This window comes from Actinomadura roseirufa (assembly GCF_900659635.1).
In the GTDB taxonomy this organism is placed as follows: Bacteria; Actinomycetota; Actinomycetes; order Streptosporangiales; family Streptosporangiaceae; genus Spirillospora; species Spirillospora roseirufa.
Map to the genome: position 1 here is coordinate 20,046 of NZ_CAACVB010000071.1, position 13,047 is coordinate 33,092.

11 protein-coding genes and 2 CRISPR repeat arrays are annotated in these 13,047 nt (G+C 66.7%); of the genes, 2 read left to right on the forward strand and 9 right to left on the reverse strand.

Annotated elements, in window-relative coordinates:
- Positions 1 to 92 precede the first annotated feature (92 nt).
- Entirely contained in the window at positions 93 to 608 is a 516-nt protein-coding gene (locus E1291_RS17355) for a hypothetical protein (RefSeq protein ID WP_131738855.1), read from the reverse strand.
- A 183-nt stretch (positions 609 to 791) separates the two neighbouring features.
- Here E1291_RS17355 and E1291_RS17360 point away from each other — a divergent pair, with 183 nt between their 5' ends.
- Together E1291_RS17360 and E1291_RS17365 are read left to right on the forward strand one after the other, a co-directional pair.
- Positions 792 to 1,106, forward strand: a complete 315-nt coding sequence (locus E1291_RS17360; protein WP_131738856.1) for a helix-turn-helix domain-containing protein — start codon at positions 792 to 794, stop codon at positions 1,104 to 1,106.
- 30 nt (positions 1,107 to 1,136) lie between these two features.
- Positions 1,137 to 2,096 carry a C40 family peptidase gene (locus tag E1291_RS17365; protein ID WP_131738857.1) on the forward strand — a complete coding sequence of 320 codons (960 nt, stop codon included), beginning with the start codon at positions 1,137 to 1,139 and terminating at the stop codon, positions 2,094 to 2,096.
- 83 nt (positions 2,097 to 2,179) lie between these two features.
- Positions 2,180 to 2,819: direct repeats of the CRISPR family, unit length 29 nt; unit sequence GGGACCACCCCCGCGTGCGCGGGGAGCAC.
- A gap of 79 nt (positions 2,820 to 2,898) precedes the next feature.
- Here E1291_RS17365 and cas2e read toward each other — a convergent pair.
- Genes cas2e through cas3 form a run of 8 tightly spaced genes read right to left on the reverse strand, consistent with a single transcriptional unit; the run spans position 2,899 to position 12,083 of the window.
- Positions 2,899 to 3,249 (reverse strand): type I-E CRISPR-associated endoribonuclease Cas2e, encoded by a 351-nt coding sequence (cas2e, locus tag E1291_RS17370; protein ID WP_131738858.1) that lies wholly within the window; start codon positions 3,247 to 3,249, stop codon positions 2,899 to 2,901.
- Positions 3,249 to 4,199: a type I-E CRISPR-associated endonuclease Cas1e gene (gene cas1e / locus E1291_RS17375; protein WP_131738859.1), complete on the reverse strand. Its 951-nt coding sequence runs from the start codon at positions 4,197 to 4,199 to the stop codon at positions 3,249 to 3,251. Before cas1e ends, cas2e begins: the two co-directional genes overlap by 1 nt.
- 3 nt (positions 4,200 to 4,202) lie before the next feature.
- On the reverse strand, positions 4,203 to 4,892 hold the full coding sequence (cas6e, locus tag E1291_RS17380; protein ID WP_131738860.1) for a type I-E CRISPR-associated protein Cas6/Cse3/CasE: 690 nt from the start codon (positions 4,890 to 4,892) through the stop codon (positions 4,203 to 4,205).
- Positions 4,892 to 5,599 carry a type I-E CRISPR-associated protein Cas5/CasD gene (gene cas5e, locus E1291_RS17385; protein WP_131738861.1) on the reverse strand — a complete coding sequence of 236 codons (708 nt, stop codon included), beginning with the start codon at positions 5,597 to 5,599 and terminating at the stop codon, positions 4,892 to 4,894. The genes cas6e and cas5e overlap by 1 nt, the downstream gene beginning before the upstream one ends.
- Entirely contained in the window at positions 5,596 to 6,804 is a 1,209-nt protein-coding gene (gene cas7e, locus E1291_RS17390) for a type I-E CRISPR-associated protein Cas7/Cse4/CasC (protein WP_131738862.1), read from the reverse strand. Before cas7e ends, cas5e begins: the two co-directional genes overlap by 4 nt.
- On the reverse strand, positions 6,801 to 7,487 hold the full coding sequence (gene casB, locus E1291_RS17395) for a type I-E CRISPR-associated protein Cse2/CasB (protein ID WP_131738863.1): 687 nt from the start codon (positions 7,485 to 7,487) through the stop codon (positions 6,801 to 6,803). Before casB ends, cas7e begins: the two co-directional genes overlap by 4 nt.
- Positions 7,484 to 9,193, reverse strand: a complete 1,710-nt coding sequence (gene casA, locus E1291_RS17400; protein ID WP_131738864.1) for a type I-E CRISPR-associated protein Cse1/CasA — start codon at positions 9,191 to 9,193, stop codon at positions 7,484 to 7,486. Before casA ends, casB begins: the two co-directional genes overlap by 4 nt.
- Positions 9,183 to 12,083 carry a CRISPR-associated helicase Cas3' gene (gene cas3 / locus E1291_RS17405; RefSeq protein ID WP_131738865.1) on the reverse strand — a complete coding sequence of 967 codons (2,901 nt, stop codon included), beginning with the start codon at positions 12,081 to 12,083 and terminating at the stop codon, positions 9,183 to 9,185. Before cas3 ends, casA begins: the two co-directional genes overlap by 11 nt.
- 334 nt (positions 12,084 to 12,417) lie before the next feature.
- Positions 12,418 to 12,934: a CRISPR direct-repeat array (repeat unit 29 nt; unit sequence CTGCTCCCCGCGCACGCGGGGATGGTCCC).
- Positions 12,935 to 13,047 lie beyond the last annotated feature (113 nt).

The following is a 13,047-nucleotide window of genomic DNA, read 5'->3' on the forward strand; positions in this document are numbered from 1 at the left end:
CGACGGCGGAGGATCGGGCACCTTGACACCGGGCCCGTCCCCATCAAAGGGACGCGGCAACTCCTGCACCGCGACCCTGATCGAAGCCGTCATCAGCTCGCCGCCGATTCCGCGAGCAGCGCCCGCAACTCCTCCAACGCCTGAGCCGCCCGAGCGGGCAACACGACCTCGGCGGGGTCCTCGGCCAGCCGCAGCCCCCGGACGTGCGGGACGCGGACGACGCCGCCGACCCGTGACTCCAGCAGCGCGAATCGGGCGGTGGCGTCCCTGCTTTCCGGACCCCCATCACTGACGATCGCCAACGCTGCCACCGTCTCCTCCCAGTCGCACAGGGCGCTGATCGCGGCCGTGGCGAACGTCGCCGCCGGTGCGGTGTTGCGCACGGCCAGGACCATGGGGCGGCCCTGAGCGCGAAGGCGTGACCGGCCCGGCTTCAGCAGTGGTTTCAGCGACCCCACGTCCCATGCGGCGGGCAGTAACGCCGCCAGCGTCGAGGTCCCCGCGCCTCCATGCGCGCCGGCGATCACAACGTCCAGCACCTCCAGCTTGCGGCCGTCGAGGGCGGACGTGGCCGCCGGGCAGATTGCTCTGGTTTGCCGCAGACTCACCCGCATACCTCCGAATCACTGCGCAGAGTTGAGTGAACGTCACCGTACGTGGCAAACTTGTGGAGCGCAAGCATCGTCAAACAGTTTCTGAGAACGCCATCACCTCCAAGAACGTGCTTCCGCCGCACCCGTCCACCACACTGAGAAACCACGACCATGCCGACCGACTCAGGAGCCCTCGCGATGACCGAGACCCCCGGCCGCGACCCCGACGTCCTCACCACCGCCGAACTCGCGACCAAACTCGGCCTGTCCGCCCAGACCGTCCGCCGGATGGCCAACGCCGGGCAGATCCCCGCACTCAAAACCGGCAAGGACTTCCGGTACTCCTGGCAAGCGGTCCGCGAGGTGCTGCGGCAGCCCCACCAGCAACCAGGGGAGCCCGCCCATGACCCAGCCGACGACCATGCCGCGCCACCCGCCAAGGGCGCTGGCTACCGCGCGCAGCGCCGCGCCCGCACCGGCGCCCACCAGCCGATCCAGCCCGACACCCCATAGCCACCACCGACGCCCCCGGCGGCTCGGGCGGTGAAAGCCGCCGCCCTTGCTGGTGCCGCGATCCTCGGCCTGCCGCTGTTCCTCATCCTGCTGCTGCCCGGCCGAGCCCCCGCCGTCTCACCGGCCTTCGGCGCCCCGAGCTCCTACGCGCGCGCCGACATCCCGCCCGCCTATCTGCGCTGGTACCTCGACGCAGCCCGCACCTGCCCCGGTCTGCCCTGGACCGTCCTGGCCGCCATCGGCAAGATCGAATCCGACCACGGCCGCTCCACCGCCACCGGCGTCCACACTGGACAGAACACCGCCGGAGCCGCCGGCCCGATGCAGTTCCTCGCCTCGACCTGGGGTGCCTACGAAGTCGACGGCGATCACGACGGCCACGCCGACCGCTACAACCCCGCCGACGCCATCCCCACCGCCGCCCGCTACCTATGCGCCAACGGTGCCGGCCAAAGCGCCGGCCGCCTGCGCCACGCGCTCTGGCAGTACAACCACGCTGACTGGTATGTCCGCCGAGTCCTCGCCCAAGCCACCCGCTACGCCACCACCAACGGCAGCGAACGCGGCATCGTGGCCGTTCGCGCTGCGCTTCGCTGGCTCGGCACCCCCTACGCCTGGGGCGGCGGAGGACCAACCGGACCCGGCTACGGCATCGCCCAAGGCGCGGGCATCAAAGGCTTCGACTGCTCTGGCCTGACCCAGTACGCCTGGGCCCAAGCCGGGATCCGACTTCCCCGAATCGCCGCCGACCAGTACAACACCGGCCCCCACATCCCCCGCAGCGCCCTACAACCAGGCGACCTGCTCTTCTTCGCCACCGACCCCACCCGCCCGGCCACCATCCACCACGTCGGCCTCTACCTCGGCCACGGCCGAATGATCCACGCCCCCCAAACCGGCGACGTCGTCCGCATCTCCCAATTCACCGGCAACCCTTACCGCGAACAGCAATACATAGGTGCAACACGCCCTTCACACTCGCCGACCTAGCCAGAGGTTCCACGCGGACGAGAATCACGAACTCCATGTGCGCGATGGACACTCGATGGATGCGGCGTATTCGTCGAGATCGCACGACCACCCCCGCGTGCGCGGGGAGCACGCGGGCTTGAAGTCGCCCAGCCACCAGCAGGAGGGACCACCCCCGCGTGCGCGGGGAGCACGGGTTCCTCGTCGGCCACGAGACCCCGGAGCTGGGACCACCCCCGCGTGCGCGGGGAGCACTCACCGGCGGCCGCGCGGCGTGCGTTAATCCGGGGACCACCCCCGCGTGCGCGGGGAACACACGATCACAATCGTCCCCGGTGACCGTGCCGAGGGACCACCCCCGCGTGCGCGGGGAGCACCTCACGAACATCGTGCTCGATCAGGCAGAACGGGGACCACCCCCGCGTGCGCGGGGAGCACGCGGCGCCTGTCATCCGGACCGCGTTGGCGTAGGGACCACCCCCGCGTGCGCGGAGAGCACAGAAGCCCCGCCCGCGAGCCCTGATCAGCCAGAGGGACCACCCCCGCGTGCGCGGGGAGCACGGCGTGGATACGGCCGGTCAAGGCCGGGCGCCGGGACCACCCCCGCGTGCGCGGGGAGCACGAGGGGTCGCGTCTCCTGCTGGTGTGGAGGATGGGACCACCCCCGCGTGCGCGGGGAGCACCGCGGCCTGGAGAACGGCGTCTTTGTCAAGGAAGGACCACCCCCGCGTGCGCGGGGAGCACTCTGGCTGACCTGCGCGTTCATCGGGTGAAGGTGTCGTTTGGAAGCACTTTTGGAGAGCCGGGCATCTCGGGCATTTGATCAGCGTTTGCCGTAGCGGCGGCGCTTGGATGCCTTGCTCCAGCCGGCCGGTGGGGGTTTGACCGAGACGGTCGGCTGGGCTTTGGGGCGGCGGATGAGGGTGATGCCGTCGTGGTCGACTGGATGCCATTTGTGGTCGTGGGTTTCGAAGGTGAAGCCTTGCTCGTTGTTCGTGGTGTAGGCGAGCAGGGCTCGACCGGTGTCGGCGTATTGGTGGACTTCGTTCCAGAGGGCTTGCCTGATGCGGGCCGAGGGGCCGCCGATGAAGACGCCGGGGGAAATCTCCATGAGCCAGCGAGTGAGGAAGCCGCGCAGGCCGGCAGGACAGCTGGTCAGGATGATGATGGTCACTAGAAGACGTCTTCGCCGTAGTTGCGTCCGGATTCGATGTTCATGCCATGGTCGCTTTGCAGCGTGACACGATCGGTGTCGTCGCCGGTGGGATCGGCGGTGGCCTCGTCCGACAGCAGGAGGCGTTTGATGTCCTGGACGCAGCGGCGCAACAGCTTGACGTCGTGGACGCGATCGCGAATGGCGCGGCGGGTGCGCCCACCGATGTCGTCGGGGTTTTCGGCGGCGACTTCGAAAGCGACGGGGATGGCGACTTCGGTTTTGTAGAGGTCTGCAATGTCCAGGACGAAGGCGAGTTCATGTCCGGAGTGGATGAAACCGAGGCCGGGTGAGCAGCCGAGGGCGGCGACGGTGGTTTGGGCGATGCCGTACATGCATTGGGTGGCTGCGGTGACCGCCTGGTTGGCGGCGTCGCCGGAGTCGTAGTCGCCGGGGGCGTAGTGGCGACCGTTCCAGGTGAGACCGACGCGGGCTGCTTCATAGCGGTAGCGGTCCTTGACGCGGCGTCCCTCACGGCCGAGGAGTTCGTGACGGCTGAGTCCGGAAGGATCTTCGCCGGGGAACCGCATGCTGTACATGGCGCGGGCGACGTTCAGGCGGGTGCGGCGGTTGGCCCATGCGGTGGCCTGTGCTTCGACGAGGGCGGAGGAACGATTGAGGGAGCGTCCGCCGGAGTAGAAGCGGACGCCCTGTTCGCCGACCCAGACGACTCCGGCGCCGCTGTCGCCCAGAACGCTCATGGCCTGATGGGTCACGCGAGTGCCCGGACCGAGCAGGAGGGTACCGATGGTGGCGGACGGGATGTGGGTGATGCCATCGGCGTCTTCCGCGGTGATGGCGTTGTCCTCGCGGTGAATGGTGCAGCGTTCGAGATAGATGAACGAGAGCCGGTCGCTCATCCGCGTGAGTTCGTGGGGTGAGGACGCTCCGCGTTTCCCGACCGTCGACATCGGTCAGACCCTGGCCAGGGTCATCAGGCCGCAGCCGTAAGCCTTCGCTTTGCCGAGCCCTTGGGTAAGAGTGCGGCGGAAGGCGTCGGGGTCGGTGATTTCGAGACGTCCGTCGTAGGTGACGGTGACGAGGGTGACCGGCTTGGGCATGCCCTTCTTCTTGAAGGAGAGCCGGCGGTGGTCGTGAACGATCAGTTCATGCAGGTCCAGTTCATCTTGGGTGGACTGGGAGGGGGGTTTGCGGACGATGGTGAAGCCGCTGCTTTCCTGGCGTTGCAGGAGCCAGCGCAGTTGGTGGCGGGGGCCGATGTGCGCGGTGATCTTGGTGGGTGCTCCGTCCTTGTTGCGGACGGAGTGGACGGGGTTGGCGGTCAGCCGGAACGCCCAGCGGTCGCCGGAGGCGAGCCGCTCGAGGAAGGGGCCGTAGTCGTAGGTCTCCCAGCGGGCGGTCGTCGGCCAGCCGGCCTGCTCGACCAGGTGCGTGAGGTCGGGCTTATAGGGGCTGACGATGCACAGGTGGACGCGGGACCGGCTGTCGCGGTCGATCCGCCACAGTACCCGCGGGCCGTCCTGGGTGGCCTCGGGGAGTTTGGCGAACGAGGACATGACGGCCGCGTGCAGGACCTGCGGAGAGGACAGCAGCTTGCGGGCGCCGATCCGTTCACTGTTGATGCGAAAGCGCGTCAGGTACATCACTGGCCTCGTAGTACCGCGGTCGGATCATGGTCGGTGGGTGGGCGGCGCGCGAAGGGGTTGGGTCGTTCGACGTGGCCGTGGCGGATGCCACGCATGCCATAGCGGCGGTGGCGCGGGTCGAAGCTGAGGGGCTGGTCGCGGAGGGTGTCGGTCGGGCCGTCCTGGCCGTCGTCCTGGACGATGGTCTCCAGCAGCACCATCTGCTCGGGAACCTTGCGCTGGTGCCACGGGGAGGCACGCCAGTCCTCTTCTTTCAACCGCTGGATAAGGGTCTGATCGTGGTGCACACCCAGTTCGATAGGGCGAGAGGGCGGGCAGGATCGGCGCCCGAGGTAGGGCATGAACACAGGGGCGAGCAGGGCCAGATGGAGCCGGTCGATGAGGTCGCCGTCGCCTTCGACGACGGCGACGAACACCGCGTCGGCCAGGTAGAACCGCTCGGAGACGGGCATCGACTTGCCGGTCTCGAAGTGATGAGCCGTCTGGAAGTCGCGGACGGGCATGCCGCGCTGGTCGATGCGGACACCGAACTGCAGGGCGGACAGGTCACTGAGGTCGTCGGTGCGCTGACGGCCCAGGGCGGCGGCGAGCAGACCGATGACCCCGCTCTTGGTGGGGGCCTGTTCCGTGGTGCGGCGCGCGAACCTCGCCGATGCCCCCCATGCCTGCAGGGGCCCTGCGAGTTGCAACGTCAAAACGCTCACGGCTGCGCGACCTGCCTAGCCTGCTGACGGTGGACGACCTCCTCGCCGACCTCGCTGACCAGCTCCGGCAGCGAGATCCGCGTTCCCAGTTCCGACAGCGGCTCGGTGTGCTCACCGACGCGCAGCACCCATGTGCGGGCTTCGTCAACGACCCCGTAGGCCTGTTCGATCTCCGGGACGTAGCGGGCCAGGCGCGCCGCTGCCTCATGCAGGTATCCGCCGCCGGTGGCCTTGCAGGGCTCCTCGAACGCGCCTACGAAACTGATCGGACGAGACGAACGGATCTTCACCACAACGGCGTCTGGCAGGGTGTGGTTGCCGAAGGTGTTGGACTTCCCGGTGGGCATCGAGGTGATGAAGCCGTGAACGAACGCCTCCACGGCGCGGCGGACGGGCTCGGTGACCGCCTCCTCCTCACGCAGCCCTTTGCCCAGGTTGCGGCTCAACTGGTCGACATCGAGGGCGGCGTAGCGGTACAAGGTGGCGGAGTTGAACTCCACGGTGCCGATCATGCCCGCGCCGAGGTCGTCGTCCTCGCGGTTCTTGTGGTCGTCGACGGCGGTGTAGTAGTCGGACTCGTTCTCCACCTTGTGGACGCTGAGCGCGTGCGCGACCTGCGCGGCGGCGTCGACGTTGATGTCGGCTCCGTCGGCGACCATCCGACCGAACAGGGCGATGTCGACCGAATGGCGGGTGTTGGCGATCTCCTTCGCCCGCGCTTTGTTGTCCTTGTTTTTGAAGAAGGTCTTGATGTCGTCGCGGCCCTCGATGGCGAGCTCGGCGAGCCCGTCCAGCTGGCGGGCGCTGAGGAACATCAGATACTTCGACTCCGGAGCCGCGGCCGTCTCGTCCTTCTCTTTGGGGGTGGCTCCGCGCCGTTTGGGCACCTCAATTTTGGAGTTCGTGGCGCTCTGTACGGTTTCAGCCGCCAGGCTCCACAGTTCCGCCCGGTCGATGGAAGCATCCAGTTCGTGGATGCGATCGGCGAGCAACTCGGCGACTCGCTTGGTCCGCACACCCAGTTCACTGGGGTCCAGCAGATCGTGGAAGCTTCTGCGCGTGGCGCGCTTCCATGCCTGGCTCGACACCCGGGCACGCCGCACTCCGCCGTAGACGGCGGACTTCGGTGTGCCGGTGTCGTCACGGTTGAGGTTGCTCGGCGGGACGCTCTGCAACACGTGCAGGTCGATGATGGTGCGAGTCATGTGACGTCCTTGTCGGTCTTGGGCTGTGGCGTCCGCTCTGCCTGGCCAGACTCCGTGCCCGCCGCCTTGCCGGAGGCGGGGCGATAGGAGTGGAAGCTGCGGCCCCATTGCTGACGTACGCGCGCCAGCCCCTCGGGGGTGTGGGCGTGGTAGAGGCATTGCGCCAAGCGCGCGTAGTCCAAGGGGATCGAGTCGCGGCGCAGCAACGACACGATCTCCCGGAGTCGGTACGCGAGCACCTCCAGGCTCCCCGCTGTTCCCACGCGGACGAACCGCCGGCGGATCGGTTCGTCGATCTCACCCGTCGGCATTAGCCGACGCACTGCCTCTCCCAGGTCGACGTCGGGGTCGTGCATCCCCTGATTGGGGCGAGATTGCTGATGGAGTGCGAAAAGTGTCACGGCCAAGAAGACTGCGGCCTCGGCTTTGACGGCTTGCGCTTCGCTGAGCGACGGGTCCTGGAGGATCAGCTCGACGCCGGTCAACCCCCACAGTTCGGGGACGTCCTGGGGGAGCTTGCCGGCTCCACGCCGCAACTGGGCCAGGCGGCCCACGGCCAGGCGGCCCGCGGCCTTACTGGTACTGTCGAGATAGCCCTCCTGCAGCTCGGACACGAACTCGCCGACGACTCGGCGGACCAGGTCGGGGACCTGCTGACGTCCCCCCGGAATGGTGGCGGTCATCTGCGGGCCTCCAGGGCATCGGTCGGGGCCTCTTCTGCCGGACGATCGGGCTCGCGTTCAGGTGCGGTGCCGGGCAGCCTTTTGTGGAGCCGGTACCGAAAGGTCGCCTCCGCTCGCGGGGCGGTCAGCCACAGGTCCTGACCCTTGCCGGTCTCGACAACACGGCCCTCCCATGCACGGTCACCGGCATTGGCCACTTCCTGGCCGCCGAGACGGGCGAGAGCCGCCCGTGCCCGGTCCTGCCAGATCGCTCTCTGGTGCTGAGGGGGCTTATCCCGATCCAGCTTGGCCAGCCATTCGCGGAAAGGGCCGTCCAACATGCCATAGCCCTGCTGAGTGGTGCGGTTGCGAGCCAGGTCGGGGTCGGCGCCGATGGCACGGGCGAGGTCGGCGGCGAGGTCACCGAGGACGTTGACTCCGGCGTCGGCGTCGGTGACGGCGTCAATGGCGGCCTGTCCGAGTCCTGTGTCGCGCTCATGCAGCAGGACCACCGGCATGGTGACCGAGTCGTCGATCACCTCGTCGATCACCGATTGCTGAGTACCGTATTGGGCCCCGATGAGGCGCGCCCGGACCAGGTAGTCCGTGGCGAAGTCACCCTCGATGGTCAGGCGAGAGACCCAGTCCAGAACTCGTGGACGCACGAGGGCCGGGGCCTCTTTACGCTGCTCGGTCCCTGGTGCGTGTCCAGCCACCAGTGCTCCCAGCCCACGCCACGCGCTCTTGCCGGGATCGTGTTCGCGCGGCAGGTACACCTGCGCCAAGTCCAGTTTCTTCTCCTGGACGGGGCTACGCCGCCAACCGGTCATCGGCTCACGTTGATGCAGGTTGCGGGGGCTGAGCGGATCACCATAGGCCAAGATCACGCCGTCCACACCAGCGTCATCGAACGCGAGCCGGATGCGCCGGGACTGCCAGGTGTACAGATCCCGCACACCGGCCGGGCGCATACTCAACTCCAGCGCGTCGGCTTGCGCGGGACCAGGCGGTGGCCGGCGCCACGCGGGGCGGTCCGCCTCGGCGTCGACCCGCAGGTTGTCGACGTCGAAGGCGATCAGGTTGAGCAGCAGCGTTTCTCGCAGGTTCGAGCCCTCGACAAAGACCCCGCCCAGATTTCCCATCCACGCGACGCCGAGCGGATAAACCTTGCCGTTCTTGGCTCTGGGGTCGCCCACCGCGCCGGTCTTGATGCCAGAGGTGTCGTAGGCATGCGCATGAACGATCCATCGGGCTGCCTCGGCGAACGACAATCGATCGACGCCCTGGGCGCGCATGGTAAAGAACTGCGCCCCGTTGGGAACGTCGGCGACCAGCCGATCCAGCGAGAAGACCTCGTCTTTGACCGTGCGCAGCCCAGCGGTCTGAAAGAAGGGCGTCTGCGGATGCAGAAGATCGAACCGGTCTCGATACCGGTCGAGGTAGGCGGCGATGCCGTCTCCTCCCTCGAGAGGGAGGCCCTCTTCCCAAAGTTGCTGCCACTCAGCAAGATCGGCCGGCCCCTCCACCGCGTCATGCACCACCGCCAGCAACAGCCGCAGTAGCGCCATCTCCTGGGTGGGGACGTCACCAACGAGCCGCCGCACTCGATCGGCCTGCGCAAATATGTCAAAAAGCGACATTTCGTCCTCGGTGCCGTCATCGCATAGCACCGGCAGCCATGGTTCGTAGATCAGGTCAAAGGATGCTTCGTGAAGATCACTGGACACGGGACACCTCAAGGCCGTCCGCTTCGGTGTAACACAGGTCGTAGCCTGCCAACCGGGTCCGACAGTTCTCGTCGAGCATCAAGATCAATTCTCCGGCGAGCCAGTGGCTTTCCTTGACCGGCCAAGCGGGGACGCAATCAGCCTCCAACTCCTCGATCGCACGATCGAGAACCCCGGGGAGCGAGAACTGGAACGGAAGCCGCAGCCCACACGCCGCCACGATCCGCGCAACGTCTGAAGGCGGAGCCGTCTCTGTAGACACCTCCCGGCCTCCACGCCCGTCGTTGAGCCACGGCAACGTCCGGACCGTCCCATCGGCCAAGCGCTGGACGACCAGCACCTCCAGCGACTCGCGGCTATCACGTACCTGAGCACGACCCCTACGAGTGTCATCGGCGTCGCCCACGCCGGCATCGACCCAGCCGATCAAAGCCTTGCCGGGCTTCCCAACATCACTGATCTGGAAATTCTGGGCCTTACCACGTTGCTTCACTTGGTGGACCACATGCTCCTCGTCCGCCCGCTGCATCGATTCCTGCCAGGTCGGCGGACCGAGCGGGCCCGACCCATAAGCGCTCTGCACCAACGGGCTGATGTCTTCAGGTAGGCGGACGACGTTCCCTGTCGCAACCGTCCCAGCCAAGTAGGGCTCCAGTACCGCAGCCGCCCTCAACAACGCGTGCAAGCGGTAAATTCGCTGCGAACCCTTGACCGGTGTCGGAGGCGACGTCCGCCAGTCCGCTCCCGTGACCAGGCATCGGGCAACACGCAAGCGTTCAGGCCTCTCGTGCTGGCCCTCACCACGCATGTGCCGATGAAGCCGCCCCATCCGCTGCAACAGCAGATCGATCGGGCACAGATCCGTGACCAGCAAATCAAAATCGATGTCCAAGGATTGCTCGGCGACCTGGCTGGCCACAACGATGTGCTTTGCCGGGCGCCCGACCGCGCCATCTCCAGGCGGCCCGAACCGCTTGAGCAATTCGGAATCCTTGCGTGCACGATCGATATCGACGAAGCGTGCATGCGCCACGCTCACCTGGCCTGGCCCGAACCTGTCCCGCAGGATCCGCGCGGTCTCCAGTACCCGTCCAACCGTGTTACGGACCACCAAGGCACATCCGCCGTCGACCAGCTCATGCTCCAACCGATCTGCCAGTTCGGCCAGATCGTCGCCCAGAGACTCCACGCGCACATCCGTACGCCGTCCAGACGGCGCCACCACCTCGACAACGGCCGGCCTCGCCTGGTCGACCGCTGTAACGAGCGGGTAGCCCTCGGCTGACCGCACCGCAGCCGCCCCTACCTCCCGCTGCCCGGCGTATGCCTCGACCAGTTCACCACGTCGCCCTGCCGGCAAGGTCGCAGACAGCACCACCACCGGAACTCCATAAGCCCCCAACCAAGACAATGCCCGATCCAGATAGGAGTTCATGTAAGTGTCATACGCGTGGGCCTCGTCAATGATCACGACCTTGCCGGCCAGAGCAAGGTGCCTTAGAGCAAGGTGCCTGCTCTTCAACCCCATGAACAGCAACTGGTCGACCGTCCCCACAACAAACGACGAGAACATCGCCTTCTTGCGACCATGAAGCCACTGATGCGCCACCAGTTCGGCCGACGACACCAGCCGATCGTCCCGCGGCTGCCACTCGTCTTCCGAGCCGTCGGACTCGACCCCGACGAGGCGCCGCCCTGCCCGCACCAGGTCATCGAAATCGTCATTCAGGGCAGCCTTTGAGTGAGCCAGCATCACCGACCGCGGTCCTGCACCCTCAGCGCTCGGAATCCGACGCAGCCACTTCAGCATCCGAGGGAACATGGCATTACCCGTGGCCATGGTCGGCAGCGCCACGAACACTCCACCCGCGCCTGATCGAGCAGCGAAGATCTCCGCGACCGCCAGCGCCGCCTCCGTCTTCCCTTCACCCATCGGCGCCTCGATCACCATCAACCCCGGCTTGGAAATCCCTCGCGCCAGCACGATAGCCCGCTCCTGGACAGGACGAATGCGAGCACCCGCAGGCAAATCAAAACGAGCGGAGAAAAACTCCTTCACATCCACTGCCTCATCCACCGGCCGCCACGGCCCTGGAAGAGCGAGACCCCGCCAAGCCGCCTCAACCCGCTCGGCCTCATTAGGTGACTGACCGTCGAAGTAATACGGGAACAGGTCAGAATTACTGGCAATCCAATCGGCGACGATGACCAAACCCGTCAGCACGACCTGAGCCGCCTGCGACAGCTTCACCTGGCGCCACTCATGCAGTCGATCCTCGACTCCGCACAACGCAGCGCAAGCGTCCAGTATCTCCATCTGTACGCTTCGCCAGGCCTCCTCGCAGCCAGGCGCCCGCAACAGATGCGGATGAACATTCAGATCCCGAATTCCGCTGAACGTCGGAGGCACGCCATGGTGACCACCTGCCACGACCACGAACGGAAGTGTCGCGGAGCGAGGCCAACCACGCTCGATGAGCCACTCCTGCAGAAGAGCCTGGCCCGCCAACCCGTGAGGAGCGATCTTGCGGTCGGTCAACTGCCTGCGGGACGGCATCTCCAAGCCAAGCGTGCGCATGCGGCCGGCAAGCGACTCAACCTGACATGCGAACGCCGGTGTCGCTTTGCCGATGTCATGAGTCGTTGCCAACCACACTGCCAAACGTCGCGCGTCCTCAGCGCCTCCAGGAAGCTGACTGGCCACTATCATGCGGGTCTGGAGCGGAACCCATGCATCCCACAACAACCCTGCGACGGCCCCACTGTCGGCCAGGTGCCGCCACAGTGGCAACCATCCGTCCGTTTTCCGATCATGCTTAGCCCAAACAGACCTGGCTGCCCCCGTGAGTTGCCCGCGAAGCCATGCGCCACCTGTCTCCCCGTTGAACACAGCAAGGATCTAACACATCGTGATCGGCTCGTTTCGCTAAACCCAGCAAGCGGCTCTGAGTGGCTCTTGCTGCTGACGGCTTCGTGCCTCGAAGGAAGCTGTTGAACAGGGAAAACGTGCGAACGATATATCGGCGAGCTCGTTGTGTGGCCACAAGGGGCCACTCAAAGCAGGGGGTGCGTGAATGTTTCAAATCAGCTCGCTCGTCCAGCTTGGCGAAAGAAGCCTGCTATTTCATCTGCATCATCAGAGTCCCTATTAATCCCGGATGTCCGATTCTCGGCAAGTGCTTAGAATCCGCTCCATCCTGAGATAGGTACCCAGGTCAGGCAGTCTGCTCCCCGCGCACGCGGGGATGGTCCCTGGATGACCACCGCGAGCGTCTCGCATGACGACTGCTCCCCGCGCACGCGGGGATGGTCCCTGGGGCGAGGACGAACCTGCCCCTCGCGTCGTCTGCTCCCCGCGCACGCGGGGATGGTCCCGCGCCGGTCAGGCCCTTCCAGGCGGCGGCGAGCTGCTCCCCGCACACGCGGGGATGGTCCCCCGGCGACCGGCTACCGAGCGTCCAGACTGCTCTGCTCCCCGCGCACGCGGGGATGGTCCCCATTCCGCCGGGGATGGCCCACGCGCCGCAGTCTGCTCCCCGCGCACGCGGGGATGGTCCCCATTCCGCCGGGGATGGCCCACGCGCCGCAGTCTGCTCCCCGCGCACGCGGGGATGGTCCCACCCGCGAAAGCGCCCCTCAGAGGGTCCCCGCTTGCTCCCTGCGCACGCGGGGATGGTCCCTCCCACTTTCTTCACGCAAGGCCGCGGGTTCCCTGCTCCCCGCGCACGCGGGGGTGGTCCCGGTAACCACCACGGTGTCAACGGCGGCTGAATTCTGACCCCCTGGGGACGTGTGAAAGTTGACCCCTTGATGTTGTTGGTCGTTGCTGTCTGTTACTGGTCGTTGTTGTGGTT